24 protein-coding genes are annotated in these 18,218 nt (G+C 59.7%); 11 read left to right on the top strand and 13 right to left on the bottom strand.

The annotated features are described in order from the left end of the window. Positions 1–10: 10 nt before the first annotated feature. Both B5G34_RS01870 and B5G34_RS01865 read right to left on the bottom strand, forming a co-directional pair. Positions 11–523 carry a hypothetical protein gene (locus B5G34_RS01870; protein ID WP_087333734.1) on the bottom strand — a complete coding sequence of 171 codons (513 nt, stop codon included), beginning with the start codon at positions 521–523 and terminating at the stop codon, positions 11–13. A 38-nt stretch (positions 524–561) separates the two neighbouring features. After that, complete coding sequence (locus B5G34_RS01865; RefSeq protein ID WP_087236145.1) at positions 562–1,212, bottom strand: class I SAM-dependent methyltransferase; 651 nt, start codon at positions 1,210–1,212, stop codon at positions 562–564. Positions 1,213–1,448: 236 nt separating this feature from the next. Here B5G34_RS01865 and ahpC point away from each other — a divergent pair, with 236 nt between their 5' ends. The 8 genes from ahpC to B5G34_RS01825 all read left to right on the top strand — a co-directional run bounded on the left by ahpC (position 1,449) and on the right by B5G34_RS01825 (position 7,455). Next, positions 1,449–2,012 (top strand): alkyl hydroperoxide reductase subunit C, encoded by a 564-nt coding sequence (ahpC, locus tag B5G34_RS01860; protein WP_087236143.1) that lies wholly within the window; start codon positions 1,449–1,451, stop codon positions 2,010–2,012. A gap of 3 nt (positions 2,013–2,015) precedes the next feature. Continuing rightward, positions 2,016–3,635 carry an FAD-dependent oxidoreductase gene (locus B5G34_RS01855; RefSeq protein WP_087333733.1) on the top strand — a complete coding sequence of 540 codons (1,620 nt, stop codon included), beginning with the start codon at positions 2,016–2,018 and terminating at the stop codon, positions 3,633–3,635. A gap of 273 nt (positions 3,636–3,908) precedes the next feature. Next, positions 3,909–4,460, top strand: a complete 552-nt coding sequence (locus tag B5G34_RS01850; protein WP_087333732.1) for a DUF3793 family protein — start codon at positions 3,909–3,911, stop codon at positions 4,458–4,460. A gap of 42 nt (positions 4,461–4,502) precedes the next feature. Continuing rightward, positions 4,503–4,925: a flavodoxin gene (locus B5G34_RS01845; RefSeq protein WP_087333731.1), complete on the top strand. Its 423-nt coding sequence runs from the start codon at positions 4,503–4,505 to the stop codon at positions 4,923–4,925. A gap of 142 nt (positions 4,926–5,067) precedes the next feature. Then, positions 5,068–5,766: a class I SAM-dependent methyltransferase gene (locus B5G34_RS01840; RefSeq protein WP_087333730.1), complete on the top strand. Its 699-nt coding sequence runs from the start codon at positions 5,068–5,070 to the stop codon at positions 5,764–5,766. An 11-nt stretch (positions 5,767–5,777) separates the two neighbouring features. Further along, positions 5,778–6,098, top strand: coding sequence for a hypothetical protein (locus B5G34_RS01835; RefSeq protein ID WP_087333729.1), 321 nt, complete (start codon positions 5,778–5,780; stop codon positions 6,096–6,098). A 29-nt stretch (positions 6,099–6,127) separates the two neighbouring features. After that, complete coding sequence (locus B5G34_RS01830; RefSeq protein WP_087333728.1) at positions 6,128–6,772, top strand: GNAT family N-acetyltransferase; 645 nt, start codon at positions 6,128–6,130, stop codon at positions 6,770–6,772. Further along, positions 6,769–7,455, top strand: a complete 687-nt coding sequence (locus B5G34_RS01825) for a DUF2249 domain-containing protein (RefSeq protein ID WP_087236128.1) — start codon at positions 6,769–6,771, stop codon at positions 7,453–7,455. Before B5G34_RS01830 ends, B5G34_RS01825 begins: the two co-directional genes overlap by 4 nt. An 89-nt stretch (positions 7,456–7,544) precedes the next feature. Here the strand turns inward: B5G34_RS01825 and B5G34_RS01820 are convergent, their stop codons facing one another. Genes B5G34_RS01820 through B5G34_RS01805 form a run of 4 tightly spaced genes read right to left on the bottom strand, consistent with a single transcriptional unit; the run spans position 7,545 to position 10,550 of the window. After that, on the bottom strand, positions 7,545–8,123 hold the full coding sequence (locus tag B5G34_RS01820; protein ID WP_087286301.1) for an ABC transporter ATP-binding protein: 579 nt from the start codon (positions 8,121–8,123) through the stop codon (positions 7,545–7,547). Between the two features lie 3 nt (positions 8,124–8,126). Further along, entirely contained in the window at positions 8,127–8,876 is a 750-nt protein-coding gene (locus B5G34_RS01815) for an ABC transporter permease subunit (protein WP_087333727.1), read from the bottom strand. Between the two features lie 5 nt (positions 8,877–8,881). Next, complete coding sequence (locus tag B5G34_RS01810; protein ID WP_087333726.1) at positions 8,882–9,928, bottom strand: MqnA/MqnD/SBP family protein; 1,047 nt, start codon at positions 9,926–9,928, stop codon at positions 8,882–8,884. A 46-nt stretch (positions 9,929–9,974) separates the two neighbouring features. Then, positions 9,975–10,550 (bottom strand): Crp/Fnr family transcriptional regulator, encoded by a 576-nt coding sequence (locus tag B5G34_RS01805; RefSeq protein WP_242956753.1) that lies wholly within the window; start codon positions 10,548–10,550, stop codon positions 9,975–9,977. A 248-nt stretch (positions 10,551–10,798) separates the two neighbouring features. Here B5G34_RS01805 and B5G34_RS01800 point away from each other — a divergent pair, with 248 nt between their 5' ends. From B5G34_RS01800 to B5G34_RS01790, 3 genes are read left to right on the top strand one after another with little or no spacing between them, the layout of a single operon-like run. Continuing rightward, positions 10,799–11,512, top strand: a complete 714-nt coding sequence (locus tag B5G34_RS01800; protein ID WP_087286295.1) for a GTP-binding protein — start codon at positions 10,799–10,801, stop codon at positions 11,510–11,512. Then, on the top strand, positions 11,500–12,243 hold the full coding sequence (locus B5G34_RS01795) for an ATP-binding cassette domain-containing protein (RefSeq protein WP_087333724.1): 744 nt from the start codon (positions 11,500–11,502) through the stop codon (positions 12,241–12,243). The genes B5G34_RS01800 and B5G34_RS01795 overlap by 13 nt, the downstream gene beginning before the upstream one ends. After that, positions 12,240–13,163, top strand: coding sequence for a hypothetical protein (locus tag B5G34_RS01790; RefSeq protein ID WP_087236116.1), 924 nt, complete (start codon positions 12,240–12,242; stop codon positions 13,161–13,163). The genes B5G34_RS01795 and B5G34_RS01790 overlap by 4 nt, the downstream gene beginning before the upstream one ends. A 301-nt stretch (positions 13,164–13,464) precedes the next feature. Here B5G34_RS01790 and B5G34_RS01785 read toward each other — a convergent pair whose 3' ends face one another. The 7 genes from B5G34_RS01785 to B5G34_RS01760 form a co-directional block, all read right to left on the bottom strand. After that, complete coding sequence (locus B5G34_RS01785) at positions 13,465–14,631, bottom strand: alpha/beta fold hydrolase (RefSeq protein ID WP_087333723.1); 1,167 nt, start codon at positions 14,629–14,631, stop codon at positions 13,465–13,467. 66 nt (positions 14,632–14,697) lie between these two features. Beyond that, positions 14,698–15,459, bottom strand: a complete 762-nt coding sequence (locus B5G34_RS01780; protein WP_087333722.1) for a helix-turn-helix transcriptional regulator — start codon at positions 15,457–15,459, stop codon at positions 14,698–14,700. Next, positions 15,459–16,319 (bottom strand): class I SAM-dependent methyltransferase, encoded by an 861-nt coding sequence (locus B5G34_RS01775; RefSeq protein WP_087333721.1) that lies wholly within the window; start codon positions 16,317–16,319, stop codon positions 15,459–15,461. The genes B5G34_RS01780 and B5G34_RS01775 overlap by 1 nt, the downstream gene beginning before the upstream one ends. An 8-nt stretch (positions 16,320–16,327) precedes the next feature. Next, complete coding sequence (locus B5G34_RS01770) at positions 16,328–17,119, bottom strand: class I SAM-dependent methyltransferase (protein ID WP_242956751.1); 792 nt, start codon at positions 17,117–17,119, stop codon at positions 16,328–16,330. A gap of 69 nt (positions 17,120–17,188) precedes the next feature. After that, entirely contained in the window at positions 17,189–17,566 is a 378-nt protein-coding gene (locus B5G34_RS01765; RefSeq protein ID WP_087286271.1) for a hypothetical protein, read from the bottom strand. 29 nt (positions 17,567–17,595) lie between these two features. Beyond that, entirely contained in the window at positions 17,596–17,778 is a 183-nt protein-coding gene (locus B5G34_RS18335) for a hypothetical protein (RefSeq protein ID WP_140397177.1), read from the bottom strand. Between the two features lie 150 nt (positions 17,779–17,928). Beyond that, positions 17,929–18,216: a DUF4491 family protein gene (locus tag B5G34_RS01760; protein WP_306792531.1), complete on the bottom strand. Its 288-nt coding sequence runs from the start codon at positions 18,214–18,216 to the stop codon at positions 17,929–17,931. Positions 18,217–18,218 lie beyond the last annotated feature (2 nt).

The raw sequence follows: 18,218 nt of genomic DNA, 5'->3' as shown, positions 1-18,218 counted from the left end.
TCTCCTCGTATCATAATTTCTGCAATAACAGTCCCAATCCCGCCTGAGCCGCCGCCAGCAGCGGGCACAGCAAAAGCGGCCACTGGAGCAGATGCTCCGGTAACGCATAATCCTTCATCCATGCCTTGAACTCATAGCCGGGATGTCCCTCTGTGCCAGAGATCACAAAACGGTTTTTCGTCTTTTTCTGGTTCAGCCACACATCAAGGAAAAACAGATCGCCTAGGTTGACCATCATCCACTGGATGTAGCCCGTCAACGCCAGGCGCCAAAAACCATGTGTCCCGCCCGCCACCGCGCTGAGGGCGCCGTAAAGCAACAGCGGGAGCCATTCCCACAAGATGATCCACCGCCAATATCCGGCAGCTTCTCGCTTTGTAGGCGGCTCCTTGGCCGCCTTGATGATGGCGGACGGATAGCAGGGAAACATCAGCCGGGGCTTATACAGTGCAGCCGCTGCGGCGAACAGGTTAAAATAGGCCGCCATAGCGAGCCCGTCCAAGATGCTGCGCGTCCAGTTCATAGAAATCCTCCCGCATTTTTCATAAGGGACCTCTCTTGTTATTTATTGCCTGAACACCCCGCATCCTCCCGGATCGCCAGCACACAGAGCCAGTGTCTTTTCGCATCCCGCTTCACGATGACCTTAGAAAAACCAGCCTCGGTGAGAAAGGTGACAAACTGGCTCCGGTTGAATATCTTCATCCCATCAATGACAGAAAGCCACCTGCTGTCTCGGGGATTTTCTCCGTCCACTTCATTGACGATCAGAAAGATGCCGCCCGGCCGCAAGATGCGGTACACCTCCCGGAAACTCTCCGTGGGGCCGGGCCAGAAATATACCGTTTCAAAGGCAGTCGCCAGATCAAATGCCCTATCCTCGAAAGGGAGGCGAGAAACATCTCCCTGTATGACACGGCAGCGGCCGGCCTGCAGTTCTTCCTGATTGATATTTCTGGCCTTTTCCACGGATATTTCCGAATAGTCCAGGGCGGTGACAGTTGCGGCAGGGTATTTTCGCAGAAGGGCCCGGATGTTTCGGCCGCCGCCGCAGCCCAGTTCCGCAATCCTGACGGGACCTGTTTTCGGCAAACAGCCCAGTCCCCAGTCCGCCAGGGCGGCATGGGCATAATTCATGCTGGCTACCATGCACTTGCCCAGAAAACCTTCCGGTTTTCGTGTGTTGCGAAGGAAAGATCGAAAAAGTTCCATAGGCACCCTCATCCCTCAAAACAGGTTAGCAATAACTAACCCAAGAGCAGTATACACCTGCTTAACGCAAAAATCAAGCCCGCCGACTTATTATAGAAGCGGTTTTATTGAGTCGAGCGATACATATTCAGAGCCGTGCGCACTCCCTCTTGACAAGGAGATAGAAAACCCTATATAATTCTTTTACGGTTAGCGACAACTAACTTCAAGAAATATGAATGGAGGTTGAATCACCCATGTCCCTGATTCAGAAAGAAATTGCCGATTTCACCGTACAGTGCTACCAGAACAACGCTTTCCGAGCTGTCTCCAAGGCGGACATCCTGGGCAAGTGGAGCGTGTTCTTCTTCTATCCTGCCGATTTTACCTTTGTGTGCCCCACAGAATTGGAGGATCTGGCCAATCTCTATGAGAAATTCCAGGCCATCGGCTGCGAAATCTACTCTGTTTCCTGCGATACCCATTTCGTCCATAAGGCGTGGCATGACGCTTCCGAGCGCATCCAGAATATCCAGTATCCCATGCTGGCCGACCCCACCCATTGTCTGGCCAAAGATTTTGAGGTCTATATCGAGGCGGACGGCGTGGCCGAGCGGGGCAGCTTCATCGTGAACCCCGAAGGGAAAATCGTGGCTTATGAGGTCAACGCCGGCAATGTGGGCCGGAATGCCGATGAACTTCTGCGGAAGGTGCAGGCCTGCCAGTTCGTGGCGGAGCATGGAGACGAGGTGTGCCCGGCGAAGTGGCAGCCTGGCGCCGAGACCCTGAAGCCCAGCCTGGATCTGGTGGGGCAGTTGTAAGCCATGGAGCGGATGGAAAATCTCTACGATGTCGTGGTCATCGGAGGAGGGCCGGCGGGACTCACCGCCGCCCTCTATCTGGCCCGGGCCCGCTACCGGGTCGTGGTCGTGGAAAAGAACCACTTCGGCGGGCAGATCACCATTACCGCAGAAGTGGTCAATTTCCCCGGGGTGGAGCGAACCAGCGGCGCCGCGCTCACGGAAACGATGCGGAAACAGGCCGAGTCCTTCGGTGCGGAATTCCTCCTGGCGGAGGTCACCGAACTGGATCTGAGCGGTGATGTGAAGACTGTGCGCACTGGGCGTGGCGATTTGAAGTGCTTCGGCGTCCTGCTGGCCACCGGCGCCCATCCCCGTATGGTGGGGTTCCAGGGTGAAGCACAGTTCCGGGGGCGGGGAGTTGCCTATTGCGCCACCTGCGATGGGGAGTTCTTTACCGGCAAGGATGTCTTTGTGGTGGGCGGCGGCTTCGCGGCCGCCGAGGAGAGCGTGTTTCTTACCAAGTACGCCCGCCATGTGACCATCCTGATCCGGGGCGAGGACTTCACCTGCGCCCAGGCCACAGCGGACGCCACCCGGAACCACGAGAAGATCACCGTCCTCACCAACACGGTGGTGGAGGAGGTGTCCGGCGACACCGCTCTGCGGTTTATCCGCTATCGCAATACAGAAACCGGCCAGGTGACCAAGTACCACGCGGCGGACGGAGAGACCTTCGGCGTCTTCATCTTTGCCGGATATGAGCCGGCCACAGAATTGGTACAGGGCCTGGCGGATCTGAATGAGCAGGGCTATATCCTCACCGACCGTAGTCAGAAGACCACGGCGGACGGCCTGTATGCCGCCGGGGACGTGTGTGTCAAACCCCTGCGGCAGGTGGTCACCGCCGTGGGCGACGGCGCCCTGGCCGCCACCGAGCTGGAGCGGCTGTGCGCCGCCATGCAGGCCAGGACCGGCCTCCATCCTCAGCCGCCGACCAGCCGGGCTGAGGAGCCGGAACACCCGGCGAAAACAGGCAACGGCCTTTTCACAGGGGATATGCTCTCCCAGCTCCATACCGTGTTCGCCCGGATGGCCGCGCCGCTGATCCTGCGGATCTATCTGGATGAAACGCCCCTCTCTGCCGAACTGCGGCAATACATGGAGGAGCTGGCGGCACAGAGCGGTAAATTATCTGTGGAACTGGGCGACCCCGCCGATGTGGATCACCTGCCCTGCGTCCGGGTGTTCCAGGCGGACGGCGGCTGGACGGGCCTTGCCTTTCACGGCGTCCCAGGCGGCCACGAGTTCACCTCTTTCGTCCTGGGGCTCTATAACGCCGCCGGGCCGGGACAGGCGCTGGACGAAGAGAGCCGGACCGCGATCCAGGCGCTCCAAAAGCCAATGGATTTGCAGATCCTGGTGTCGCTGTCCTGTACCATGTGCCCGGAACTGGTGACGGCGGCCCAGCGCATCGCCGCGGAAAATCCCAACATCACCGCCCAGGTCTATGACCTGAATCACTTTCCCGACCTGCGGGAAAAGTACCAGGTCATGAGCGTCCCCTGCCTGGTGGTCAACAGCGGGGAGCAGGTCTCCTTTGGCAAGAAGAGCATCCGGCAACTGTTGGAATTGCTGACTTAACGGAGCCAGCGGTACCCATCATCAATATTGCGCGGAGAAGATTAGAAAAGAGGCGGTACGATGAACGAGGCAGTACAGTCTTTGGGATATGGCTTGGCCTCTTTGCTGTTCTGTACTGTCATCTGCGCGATCTGTCAGATGATCAAAAAGCTCGCATATTGGTTCTTACACCATGAGAAGGCACAGTCTCATGGTGGCCACAAAAAACAGCTTTGACGCGAATACTGTGCAGCGTCAAACAGAAAGTCCATTTCTCTTCGGGGGACAAATCCTATGTCAGAAGATTTGGTCATTCGCCACTGTGCTCCGACTTTGGCAGGGATCAAAACCAGGAACCTTTTTTCCTGTGCCTGCCCATGCAAAGCCGCGCTGACAAAAGAACTATGCCGCTTGAACAGGAAGCTGGTTCCCAAGGGAATCCGCATCCTGCCGCTGAAGGTCCGGAAAGGCCGTGCCCTTATCTATGTCTACCGGCCCAACGCGCTGGAGTGTGATCTGGCAGATCACCGTTCCAGGGGGCTGCTCCTGCGGTATGGTTATACGCCGGGAGATTCCAACCGGTGCGTGATCCACCTGATCCGCCGCCTGCGGTCGGATGGGGAATTTCCCCATGAGATCGGCCTGTTTCTCAGCTATCCGCCGGAGGATGTTCTGGGTTTCATCCTCAATAAAGCCTATAATCACAAGTGCATTGGATGCTGGAAGGTCTATGGCGACGAACAGACGGCCAAAAACATCTTCCGGAAGTACGAGGAATGCAGCAAAATTTATTCCCAACAGTGGGAGCAGGGGAAATCCATCGAGCAGCTCACAGTGGCTGGTTGATGTTTTCCAAATCCAAGAAAAACAGAAAGGTTGTTGATTCTTATGAGTAAAATCGCAGTTGTTTATTGGAGCGGCACGGGAAACACCGAGGCTATGGCCGCGGCGGTCGTGGAAGGCGCCAAGGGAAAGGGGGCCGAGGTGTCCCTGCTCACCGCCTCCGAGTTTTCCCCCGAGCAGGTCAGCGAGTATGACGCCATTGCCTTTGGCTGCCCCTCCATGGGGTCGGAGCAGCTGGAGGAGAGTGAGTTTGAGCCCATGTTTACCGCCTGTGAGGGCCGGCTGAGCGGGAAGAGCATCGCCCTGTTCGGTTCCTACGGATGGGGCGACGGCGAATGGATGCGCAGCTGGGAGGCCCGGTGCAACGACGACGGGGCAAACCTCGTCTGTGACAGCGTGATCTGCAACGAGGCTCCGGATGAGGAGGCCCTGTCGGCCTGCCGGGCCCTGGGCGCGGCCCTCGCCTGAGAAAACAGAGAGGCGCCGGCATCCTTCATGGTCATCTACTCGTTTCTCTCAACACATTTGCTCCTCGCGGGGACTTGCAATCTTTTGCGGGTTGTAGTATCTTATGGTTAGCAGATACTAACCATAAAAGAGGCATCGCACCATGAAGGAATCTGAATTGGCTTTTTGGCAGAAGACTGCCCGGCATTATACCAGGTCCATGGACCGCTCCGCACCGCTGTACGCGGCGGTGTGTGAGCGGATCCGGCCCCATCTCTCCCGGGATATGAACGTGCTGGAGCTGGCCTGCGGCACGGGGCAGCTGTCCTTTCCGCTCTCGCCCTATGTCCGGCTCTGGGAGGCCACGGACGCCGCTCCCACTATGATCCAGGAGGCGAAAAAGCGGATCGGCTCCTCACGCCTCCACTTCTCTGTCCAGGATGCCGCCCATCTGCCCTACGCGCCGGAGTCCTTCGACGCGGTGGTCATCGCCAATGCCCTGCACATCCTGCCGGAGCCGGATCGCGTGCTCCGGGAGATCCAGCGGGTTCTGAAGCCGGGCGGATGGTTGTTTGCCCCTACCTTTGTCCACGGCGGAGGGCGGCTGGCAAGGCTTCGCACCTGGTGTATGGAGCGAACCGGTTTCCATGTTTACCACCGCTGGAACGCTGGAGAGTTTGTCTCCTATCTGTCCATGCACGATTTCTGGGTGGTGGAGCACGCACTGCTGGGCGGCCGTGTGCTGCCCCTTTGTTGCGCCGCCTGCCGGTGGACACCGGCGGAACGGATCACCGCGCAGAGCAGGAGTGAAGGACGCCTGCACGGGAGATATCCAGGAACAGGACTGGGAACCGCTGAATAGGGGGGATTGTTTTGAAACGGTGGAAAACGGTTCTGGCTGCGCTTGCTATCTTTTGCCTGCTAACCGGCTGCGGGATGATGAATCACGGGGATGCAGAAAGCGAGTCACCGTCCCCGTTGGAGGGACCTGCGGCAACGGAAGGATTCACGCCGGCAGCAGACTCCACCTGGGGAGACCTGTTCCGTCACTTTGACCCGGAGGGGTTTTCCAAACTTCCAGCGGATGTTCAATCTGAATTTGACCACACCTTGCTGACAGAACAGTCTCCCCAACTCGTCTTGAAAAAGGGCGGGAAGTGGACATTCGAGTGGCAACCGTTTCGGAATAACTGAAGTAAGACTCACATACGGGGAGCACGATCATGGTGTTTACGATCCGTCCATACGCAGAAAGAGACGCCGCGGCCTGCGGTGAGTGCCTGTATGAAGGCTTTTTTACGGCCCCTATAGATCATTGCGACAAGCTCCTGTTGCGGGATTATGCCCAGGTCTTGATTGAAAAATGCAACTTCACCTTTGTTGCGGAGGCGGAGGATGGGCAGGTCGTGGGGTTCGTTTGCGGGAAATACGACAAAGCCTTCGACCGAACTTTGGCAAACCGATATGGGTGCAAAAGGCACTATGGCTTGTGGTGCAGGATGTTTCTCAAATACTATTTGAAACGTTATAAAATGTCGGAGCGTTTTCAGAAACAATGGGATCATTTCTCCTCCCAATTACAGGAGCGGGACAGCAAGACCTTCGGAGCCTGCGACCTGGAGCTTGTGGCACTTGCGTCCAAAGCAGCCTATCGGAAAGGGCTTGGGACGGCCTTGGTCACACAGTTTCTGTCCAGAGCCAGGGCTGACGGTGCGGACACCGTGCGTCTGCTGACCAATACGCTGGCGTCATGGGAATTTTATGAGAAGCGCGGCTTTGCGAGGGTGGCCGAAACGCCGTTCCAGGATGGCTCCGAAAACCGGACCATTATCTATGAATACCGAATCAAGGGGGCAGACAGCGCATGAGTTACGAAAATTGGAAAGATCAGGCGCCCAACTTCCAGGTCGTCGATGTACGCCATCTGCAGGGGAACTTTTTCCCGGGCCTGAAGCAGAAAGCAATGGGACTGGAAGTAGGCGAGGGCTTCACCGTCATCCAGACCTTTGAGCCCCACCCGCTCTATGCCGCCATGGAGGCCCTTGGGTTTGAACACCATACCGAGCAGGCCGGGCCGGCTGAATTTCATGTTTCGTTCTGCCGTGTGGAGAAAAAGGACGGCGGGGAGGATACGCCCTTCAAGCCCCTGGCCCTGCTCAACTATCCCATGATCGACGAGGAGCTGGGCCGGATCGCGGCGGACTTCTGGTCGCTGACCTGGCAGAGCGAAAAGCGGACGCTGCCTTATGAAATGCGGCTGCTCCTCTCCCTGGCCAACGCCGTGGGCGCCGGACGGATGCGGCAGGCCACAAGAGAGCTGATCAAAGCCTATGCCTGCGGGGTGGAGTCAGCGGCCCTGGACGATGTGTTTGAGCTGCTGGCCTGGAACCAGGGGATCGGTTATTTCAGTTCGGAGATCGGTCCCTCCACTCTGTTCCAAGCCTATAAGCTGATCAAGCAGCAGGAAAAACAGGGGGCGGAGCGGCCCCGGATCTGCCAGATGCTGCGTGAAAAATTCGGTGAGAAGAACGCGGAGGTAACGGTTCTTTGAGCCGCGTCATGAAAAAAGTGGATGCCCTTCCGGCATCCACTTTTTCTGCTTTTCTGCTTTTGTTGTACCCTTGCCGGCACGTCGGGGGTTCAGGACAGCTCCAGCCGCTGCACAGCGCCCAAGGCCTCCAGCTCCGCCGGGTCGTGGGTGACGAACAGCACCGTCCTTCCGGCGCACCGGCGGCGGGTATCCGCCATAACGATCTCCTTGGTCTCCTGATCCAGGCCCTTAAAGGGTTCGTCCAGGAACAGCAGGTCGTACTCTGCCAACAGGGCCCGGAGAATGGCCACCCGGCGGCGCATCCCGCCGGACAGCTCCCGGGCGGGCTGGCGCTGACAGTCCGTCAGTCCCACGGCCGCCAGAGCCTCTGCAGCCGCCGTCCGGCTCAAAGCCGGGGTCACCAGGCGGAGATTGGAGACCGGATTCAGGTTCTCGCACAGCCGGTCCTCCTGGAACACCGCGCTCAGGCGCAGGCCCTCCAAGCCCGTGATGGTCCCCCGGTCCGGCGTCTCCAGTCCCATGAGGATCCGCAGCAGGGTGGTCTTTCCCGCACCGGAGGGGGCCATGAGTCCGGTGACCTGTCCCGCCGGCAGAGCGGCGGAAAAGTCCCGGAGGACCTGTTTCCCGTCAAAGGCCTTGCACAGGCCCCGGATCACAATATCCTGCATGGCTCACATCCTCTCCAGGGCGCGTTCTCCCCGCTTCAACAGAGCCAGGAATACCTTTTCAAATATCAGGCTCACCAGCACGATCACCAGCGTCCAGGCAAACAGGTCCGGCGTGTTCAGATAGATTTTGGCCTGCTGGAGCTGTTCGCCGATGGAGCCGTCTGGCATACCAATGACCTCGGCGGCGATGCCGGACTTCCAGCACAATCCCAGGGCGGAGCCGCAGGCCGACCGGAAGTATGGGAGCACCTGGGGCAGATACACGTAGCGGATGCCGCGGAGTGCGGGGACGCGGAACACCCGGGCCATCTCCAGCAGCTGCGGATTGGCGGCCCGGATGCCGCTCAACAGATTGGTATAGAGGACCGGCAGGACGATCAGGAAGGAGATCAGCACCGCCAGATTCCTGGAGGAAAACAGGATCAGCGCCAGAATGATAAAGGAGGCCACCGGAATGGACTTGATGGCCAGGAGGGCTGGCGCCAGCAGCTCCTCCACCCGGCGGAACCGGGCGGACAGAGCCGCCAGCAGGGTCCCGGCTGCTACTCCCAGCAGGAAACCCGCTGTGATGCGCACCAGGGAATACCCGATGGCGCCCCAAAAATCCAGCGTGGGAACCAGTTCCGTCAGCCGCGCAAGCACAGTGAGCGGGGAGACCAGGATGATGCGCTGATCAATGGCCATGGCACCCGCCTGCCACAGGAGCAACCAAAAGATTACAGCCCAGGCCCGTATGGTTCGGCGGCCTTTCATGAAAGTCAGCGGCTGAAGTAAAAGGCGTCGTCAGGCAGGGCGCCGCCCACGGACTGAGGATTCTGCTCGAACAAAACCGACAGATAGCCGGACAGCTTCTCCTTCATCTCGGCTCCCTCAATGAAAACAATGTTGCACTCCGGCAGGGCCTTCTGTGCCACTTCGGCGGTGACGATCTCATACTGGCCCACCAGCTGGGCGGCCTCCTCCACATTGGAGTTGACATAGTCCACCGACTCCTGATAGTGGTCCAGGAAGGCAGATACCACCTCCGGATGCTCCTCTACAAAGGTGGTCCGGGCCACCACCACGCCAGTGACCAGGGTGGAGGGCGTCTCGCTGTCAGCCTGAAGGGCGTCCCACTCCTCCGTCAGATCCAGCGCCACCCGCAGGCTCTCGCTCTGGGCCTGGGCGGTGGTGACGAAGGGCTGGGGCAGCATGGCGATGGCGTTCTCCTCCGCCATCAGGGCGGAAAGGCACTCGGCCTGCTCGCTTTTCCACTCAATGGTCACATCCGCGGAGGGGTCGATACCGTTCTGGGTCAGCACATAATTCAGGGCGGCCTCCGGTGTGTTTCCCTTGCCGCTGGCGTAAATGGTCTTGCCCCGGAGGTCCTCCACGGAGTGTACCGTGTCTCCGCTCTCCACAATGTAAAGCACGCCCAGCGTATTGATGGCCAGCACCTGCACGCCGCCCTCGGTGTTGTTGTAAAGGACAGAAGCCAGGTTGGCGGGGACGGCGGCGATATCCGTGGTCCCCTGCGCCAGGGCGGCAGACACCTCATCGGTGGCGGCGGTGATATTAAAGTGATAGTTGTTGTCTGTGATCGTTCCACTGTCCGCTTCATTCATGAACTCCACCATGCCCATTGCGGTGGGGCCCTTCAGGGCCATCACGTTGACGTCGATCGGATCGGCCATCTCTGTCACGTCGGATGGCGTGCTGCTCGAACCGGGCGTTTCCGAGGCGCCGGCATCCCCGGCGGTGGAGCAGCCTGCCAGCAGCGCGGCAGACAGGGACAGGACACAGAGCAGAGAGAGCAATTTTTTCATACCGTTGTTCCTTTCTAAATGTTCATCATTTTGTGTCGGAGGGGTGCTAGAGCAGTTCTTCCAGCAACGGGCGGTCCTGGATCCGAATGGAATTTCCGTCCACTGCGGCCGCTCCCATGGACTGGAGCGCGGACAGCTCCCGGAAAAGGGCGGCCCGGCTGACCCCCAGACGGCGGGCCAGATCCTCCCGGGACCCGGCGAGCCTTACCACGCCCTTCTCATCCTGCTGCTCCAGGAGATGGGCAATGAGCCGGCCTCGGCAGGACTGCATCGTAAGCAGCTCGATGCGCCGGAGCAGAAACTGGACCTTCCAGTTGCACAGGGCCGCATAGCGCATGGCAAGTCCTGCATCCTGCTCCATACAGGAGAGTAGGACCGCCTTAGGAATATATAGGACTTCTGTCTCTTCCCCGCATCGCAAGACCGTTTCCAGCTCGGCGCTGGCCATCAGATTACAGACGCCAAAACACTCCCCCGCAGTCAGGGCATTGAGCTGCACATCCTTTCCATCCAGTGCCACGGAATAGACCTCCACCCGTCCGGACACGATCATCCCCACGGTTGAAACGCCGCTCGGCTTGTCGCTGATGATCTGGCCCGCACGGAACCTCTTTGAGGTCACCTGCTCCAGCGGTAGGGATGCGCCCGCCAAAAAGGGTGACGATGCCAGTTTTTCCTGTATGATCATTCGCTCCAGATCACGCCCCTCCTTGGTTAGCCATCGCTAACCTACTGCTATATTCTACTCTGAAACCCCGCCGTAAGTCAAGAAAAAAAGCTTGCCGGCCAGTCTCATTTGATACTGACAATCCTGCATCTCCTGTGGTAAGCTATGGCTAATCAATCGAATTCCAAGATTGGAGGTTCACGATGCCGCGTCAAGTGCTCCTTTTCTCCGGCGCTTCCGCCGTGGGAAAGACGTCTGTTCTGAAAAGCCTGCTCCCGCTGCTGGCCCACGGCGGCATGGCGCCCTGCGTGTGCAAGATCGACTGTCTGAAAACCGGGGACGCGGATGTCTTTCAAAGCCTGGGGCTTCCCTGTGTCACCGGTTTGAGCGGGGATATCTGCCCTGACCATTTCCTTGTCTCTAATCTGTCGGAGCTGTGGGGGTGGGCGGACCGCCTGGGGCGGGACGCCCTGGTCATTGAAACGGCCGGACTGTGCCACCGCTGCTCCCCGGCTACGGAGCACATGGCCGCTGGCTGTGTGCTGGACTGCACCGCCAGCTGCAGGGCGCCGGGGCAGCTGGGTCCCATGCTCACTCAGGCGGACTTTGTGGTGCTCACCAAGATCGACATGGTGTCCCAGGCGGAGCTGGAGATCATCTCCTGGCAGATCCGCATCCTCAACCCGTCCGCGGCACTGTTCCCAGTGGACGGGCTGGCCGGTTACGGCACGGATCTGCTGGCACAGTGGCTGCTGGCCCGGCCGGTATGCACCGGTTTCGAGAGGGACGCCCTCCGACACACCATGCCCAGCGGCGTATGCTCCTACTGCGTAGGCGAGCGGCGGGTGGGCAGCGCGTTCCAGCAGGGCGTGGTGGGCAAAATTTCCTTTGAGGAGGCGCCGGTATGCGGAGTGTGACCATCCTGGCCGGCTGCGGGAAAGACGGCCGACCGGAGCCCTTTGACTCCATATCCCTGGAACGCGGGGGGCTATACACCATTGTTGGCAACACCGGCTCCGGAAAGTCCCGGTTCATCAAGGACATCGAGCAACTGGCCTGCGGAGACTCCATCACAGGCCGCCGGGTCCTGCTGGACGGAGTGCCGGTCCCACTGGCAGAGCGGCAGAGCACATCCGCCCATCTGGTGGCCCATTTGGGCCAGAATATGCGCTTTGTGCTGGATGTCAGTGTGGAGGATTTTCTTCAACTCCACGCCCGCTGCCGTGACCGGAGGGCAGCCCCGGCAGAAGTTCTGGCCCTTGCCAATGAAATCACCCCAGAACCGGTGGCTCTCCGGCAGGGGCTGAACCAGCTCAGCGGCGGCCAGTCCCGTGCGCTGATGATTGCGGATATCGCCCTGATCTGTGACAGCCCTATCGTCCTCATTGACGAGATTGAAAACGCGGGCATCGACAAGGAGCGGGCGCTGGGCCTGCTTCAGAAGAGCGACAAGCTGGTGCTGGTTGTCACCCACGATCCCCACACAGCCCTGATGGCCCGGCGGCGCATCGTTCTGGCCGGCGGCGCGGTGACCGCCGTGGTGGAGCGCACCGCCGGAGAGGCTGCCCTCTATGAAGCGCTGGGCAGGGCTTATCGGGAACAGCGACGCTATCAAACCCAGCTGCGGAAAGGAGCCTACCTGGCATGACGTCTATTTTGCTCTATTGGAACCACATCTGCGTCCTGCACCGCCAGGAGAAGGCTTTCCTGGAGGACCTGGCCCAACGGCTGCGGGGGGACGGCATCCGGCTGGAGGTGCGCTATTTCGGTCTGGGATATCCGGAGCGTATGTCCGAGTACCTGGCCCGGCCGGACGCCATACTTCCGGACCTCATCGTTTCCGCCGATCTGGAGGTGTTTGAGGATCTGCGGATCTTCTCCAAATTCAAGTCGAATCTCTATCCGGCGGCTGACTGGGTCCCGCTGCGGCAGAGCCCCATGCTGAATGCGGTACAGCGGGGCCCCTGTCTTCTGCCCTTTGTCTCCATCCCGCTGGTGTACTATACCCGGGAGCCGGAGGCCTGTGCCAAGACCTCTCTGCCGGATTGGCGCGGGCTAGCTTTCGGGGGCATCAACAATTCCGCGGCAAAAACGGTGGTAAAGTCCGTGTGGGAGCGGTGGGGCCAGGTGGCCGCCGCCAAGCTCCTGGGGGAGAGTCTGGTGGCCGATATGCCAATCGGGGCCTTTCAGGCGGTGCGTCAGGGGCAGACCAGCACCGCCCTGGTTCCCTCCCTCTATGCCCTCCGAGCGGACGGCCGGGAGACCTTTCTCCGCGTCCCCCAGGAGGGGCCGGTCCTGATCCCCTCTTATCTCTGTGCCCGCGCTTCTGCGCCGGAGTGGGCGGCCCGCCGGGTGGCAGAGCGCATTCTCTCCCGTGAGCTTTGCGATTTCTATGCGGCAAACGGGGATCTGATCGTCTACCCCGCCTGCACCGGGCGGCGCAGCGGACAGGAGGCCGATTACGCCCTCTGTCCATCCGCTGCATGGCTGGAACATCTTTCTCATGTGGATTTCTACCGGCTCTATTGCACCAAACTGCCTTCCGCAATCGAGTTTGCCTACGCCTGACAGAAACAGAAGGAGCTTCCCGTTTATGGTTGGGAAGCTCCTGCTCTTTACTTCACTTCAACCGCTCCCAGGTGGCCACTGCCTAGGAAACCCGGAATATCCTGTGCGCCGAGTGGAACACGGACTTACGGATGGCGGAAACCGCGGAGAAGGTAGGCTATAAAAACCTGAGCAAATTGGCGGCAGTCCTTATCAAGCAGTTCGGCTGTCCGCCACTGGAGCATCACAGAAGGGCACGGCTCGAATGAGCTGTGCCCTTCCTCTTGCAAGTCGGTTTCGATTTTATAGGGGCCTGCCGCTGTTATCGTTCCAGCGTCCGGTCGATCCAGTTCAGAATCAGGTCCAGCATAAACCTAGTGTTACCCATGTTGCAGTGGGCCTGGCCGTTTAACGCCCGGCCGGGCACCGCAAACTCCAGGGAGCGGGTGTTTTTCAACAGGTCAATCTCCTGCTTATAGAGGGCGAAGTCCACCAGCAGGTCCTCCCGGGCGCTGAGAAGCAGCACATCCTGGGTGATCCGCTCCGCTACCGGCTCAATGGTGAAGGCCCGAGCCTTTTGCAGATACTCGTACACATCGGAGGTGCCGTAGGCGTAGTTGGAGTGCTGGATGGACCAGCGGAACAGCGGCTCCCGCTCCGCCAGGCCGGCGTAGAGGTCCAGGATGGCGTCCCGGTTGTTCTCGTCCAGCCAGTGCTCCAGCTTCGCCCGGATCTCCGCCGGCTTATCTGCCATCAGCGCGCCATAGATGCTGGGCAGCACGCTCCAGGACACCACCCGCCGGATGCGCGGCTCCATGGCCGCCGCCCGCATGCACAGCTCCCCGCCGAGGGAGACGCCGATGATGGTCACATCTTCCGCTCCGTAGTGGTCCAGCACTGCGCCCACCGGCTTCTCCCACTCCGGCGTGAAGGTCAGGCCGGATTTCCGCAGGGCCGCCCCCTGGCCGGGGCCCTCAAAAGCCAGCACCGTATAGCCGCCCTGGGCCAGGTACAGCAGGGCGTCGGTGAACTCCTCCAGCAGGGAGTCGTTGCCGCCATGGAACAGGATTGCGCCCTTGGAGGTATCTGCGGGCACGATCCGCCAGCAGGGCAAAACGCCGTCCGCATAGGGCACCTCCTCCCGGTGGATGGGGCCGCCTTGCTCCGCAAACAGGTAGGTAAAGTGTGTATAGAAGATCTCCCTGGCCCGGTCATAAGCAGCATGACACTCCGGGGTGTCCGGCGCCATGAAGAACTCCGCCATCCGAAGATATCCGGCGGCGGCCGCCCAGTCCTCCCGGGCTTCCGCCTGGGCGGAAAGCTCCTTTAAGACCCGCTCCCAAGAGGGAAAGTCCGTAATCTCCCCGCCCCGGGCCTGGATCTCCGCCGGGTCTCCGTGGTTCCACATGACCACCCGGTTGAGCTGGAAGTCAAAGAGCGGATGGTCGTTGAAGTGATAGGTCCCTGTGGGAAAAGTCAGTACAGACATCACAATGCCCCTTTCTTGTTGTAAGATAGGGACATTGTAGCAGTAACTTATCTGATTTACTTCTGTTCATCTGCTGTTCTGACCCAGGCCGGTCAGGAAGATCTGCTTCACCTCGGTCATGGACATGCCGTACAGCTTCCGGCTGGTATCCGCCATATGGGACGGGGTGGCAAAGCCCGCGTCCATGCAGACCTGGGTGAGGGAGCGTCCCGTCTCCAGCAGGTAAAAGGCTCGCTCCAGCTTCAGGTTTGCCAGATAGAGATGGGGAGAGATTCCCGTATCCCGCCGGAACAGATGGGTCAGGCGGCTGGGAGACAGGTGGACGGCCCGGGCCACTTCCCGGATGGTCAGCTGCTCCAGGGCGGGGGTTGCTTTCATGTAGGCGGCCGCCTCCAGTATCCGCGGATCCTCCGCAGAGGTACGTTGCTCCTGCAATCCGAGCAGCCGCTCGGTTTCGGCAGCGGCGGCGGCCGCATCCGCCTCCGTGCGCACATCCCGCCACCGCTCCCCTACCTCGGAGGAAACAGACGTATCCAGTGTCCGCCAGGGAGCGCCCCGCAAAAGGGTGTGCTTCACACAGCGGCTCATAGGCGTCAGCTCGTCGATGAACACCACCAGAGTCGGGGCCTCGCTCAAAATCGTGTGGGGGACATCAGAGCCGATAGCGATGCCCGCCGCCTCCACGGATACGCCATTCACCAGGGCGGTGAAGGGCCGCTCCATGGCAAACACCAAATGGGCGGCGAAATGCCGGTGCTCCGCCGGAGAGGGATAGCTTGCCTGGATGTAGTAGCAGTCACTGACACGGAAAATAAAGGGTTCGTTCATCAGGAACTCACCCCGTTTCTGGCTTGAAACTCCATCCGCACGATTTGCAGCTTCATCGGCCCGTCGGCGATCCCGGCCAACAAACGATGGATATTACGGATTCCCGGACCCCGCAAATCCTGATAGCCCAGCATATAACCCCGACTAGATATGGAGATGCGGTTCGACCAGGACGTCAATTCCTTCTCCGCATCCCGGACGGAGAAATACGCCCCCACATCCCGGATACCCGCCTGCTTCACCCAGGTCTTCAGCATCAGCTTCACCGCCGTCGGCCCAGCGGCGTCAAATACCAGTCGCCCACCCGGAAATCGCTCTGCCATGGCCGCGCAGAGGGCGCGCACCTGCTCTGTCCGAAAGTAGTAAAACACGCCGGCGGCAAAGAACACCGCCCCGTCCTCCGTCGGGGCGTCGATGGCGTCGAACCAGGAGAGGTCATTCAGATCGGCAGCCAGGTTTTCCTCCCGCTCCCCGGCGGGGAGCAGCGCCTCCCGCACCGCCATCACGTCCGGCAGGTCGATATTGTAGATGCGGCACTGCCCGTTGTCACAGGAGCGGCCGGTGCTGTCCAGTCCGCAGCCCAGGTTCACCACGGCGGCCCGGGGATGGGCGCGGAGATACTCCCGCACCTCAAAGGCCAGGTCGCTCTGCCGCATAGCGGCCTCCAGGGCGCCGAAGGTCTGCATGAGGCCGCCGGACCTTTGCTCCAGGGCGGAAACATCATAGTCGATTTGCTCCAGCAGCTCCGCCGCCGTCTGGTCGGCAAACAGGTGGGGGAACTTTCTGGAACACAGCGCCCGGCCGTACAGAGGGATCACCAGGGTCTCCTGAATGGAGTTCTTTTCAATGGGGTACCGCATATATCCCCTCACTTCCTGCCCACCAGCAGGGCGGAACCGGAGAGGAACAGGGTCTTTCCCTCCCAGGGCGTCATAAAACTTCCGTACGCCGTGGGGAGCAGCTGCGCCTCTTGAAAGCCATCCTCCCGCAGCTTGCGGAGAAACTCGTCCATATCCCCGTACCGGGAGGGCTCCATCAGGTCATGAATGGCAAAGACGCCGCCCCTCTTCAGTACCCGCAGGGACTCCCGCAGCAGCGTCTGCTTGTCCGCGCCGGTGATGTTGTGGTAGACGTAGTTGCTGGTCACTGCGTCGAAGGTCTCATCCGGGAAATCCAGATGGCGGGCGTCGCCTTGCTGGAAGGTGATGTTGCTCACCCCCTCTGCCCGGGCATTCCGCTCACAGAGTTTCCGGCTGTAGGAGGCGTATTCCACGCCCCAGCGGTCGATGCCCACCATGCGGCCCTGGGGGTTCCGTTTGGCACAGGCGATGGTCAGCGCCCCGCTGCCGCACCCCACATCCAGGCCCACGCCGCCCTCCGGAAGTTCAATGTATGAGGCGACGCCCTCGATGATCTGCCGGGACAACTGCCGCCCGCCCTCGTAGGAAAACATCGCCCGGGCGTACAGGCTCCACGCCGCCCCCGCCAGACATCCCACAGCGCCCAGGCCCAGGACTGCTCCGGCAAGATGCCTTGACGTCCGGTCCAAGGGCAGCCGTGATCTGACTGCAGCCGCGCTTCCCGCCGCCAGTACGCCGGCGGCGGTCCCCAGGCCCATGATCATGCCCTTGGGCATCCAATTCCGATAATCTGGTTTCATGGTCATCTCCCCTTCTGGATTCATCTTCAGTATCCATTTCCGATAATCTGATCTCATTTCACAAATCGCTCAGTCACCATTCCCAACAATAAATGCCCCCACTTCGGGGCCCTCATCCAGTACGGTAAATCCATCTTCTGTCTGCCTCAGCTTATATCCATAGACCTCAATTTCGTCATTACAGCGATACCGATAGCCAACAAGATAAGTGACAGGATCATCCGTAATGAAGCCGCCGGAGGTCAATTCGATCTCATAGTTGTTGATCCCCTTTTGCCCCAGCATATCCTCCAATAATTCATCCGTGAAATCACTGGCGGCAACACTGTTGTCAAATGCAGTCTGAAACCCTGCATCTGATGTAGCGGAAGAGTCCTGCTGCGGTAAGCAGCCCGCTAAGGAAAGGATCAAAACTGCAAAAACTGCAGCCAACAACGATTTTTTCATGCCAATCTCCCCTGTACTAAATTATGCAATCACACTTTTTCTCGCTCTTCCGCGATAGGTTGGTTCTCCTGCCCATGGCGGTGCCGCCCACAGCAAGGGTGCCCTTCGTGATGACAGCAGCAGCCTCCATCCGGGTCGGCAGGGTTCAGGTGCAGAAGATCGACCTTGACAACATGCTCTTGGGTATCCATCTGATTCAAGTGATCCATCATAGCAATGACTCCTTCGGAACTTTTTATTGGTAAGCATTGTATTTGCTTTTAGTTAGTTACCGCTAACCATAGCGCAATTATATAAAATTGTACCCCCGCTGTCAAGAAACCGACTGCCGCAGGACGGAAAATCCTTCCTGCGGCAGTCGGTTATTTTCTTTTAGGATTTTTGGGAAACCATCCACGCTCTACGCGATGGGCCTGTTCCTTCAGCTCCCGGATGCTCCACAGGCAGCCTGCCCCCAAAAGCCCCAAAACAATGGAGATCAGTCCCTGAACGAACAAGGCCCCACAGAGAAAGAGCAGACCCGCAATCAGAAAAACCGGCCAGACCCGCTGGGTGAAGTGGTATTCGCACCAGATTACCAGCGGATGGAATGCACCGATAATCAGCAGGGACGCCGCACCGACGGCGATCCCCTCAAAGTTTAGCTGCATAA

This window comes from Flavonifractor sp. An82, assembly GCF_002159265.1.
Taxonomy (GTDB): Bacteria; Bacillota; Clostridia; order Oscillospirales; family Oscillospiraceae; genus Flavonifractor.
Note: the sequence above shows the minus strand (reverse complement) of the source record. Positions and strands in the feature narration are given on the sequence as shown.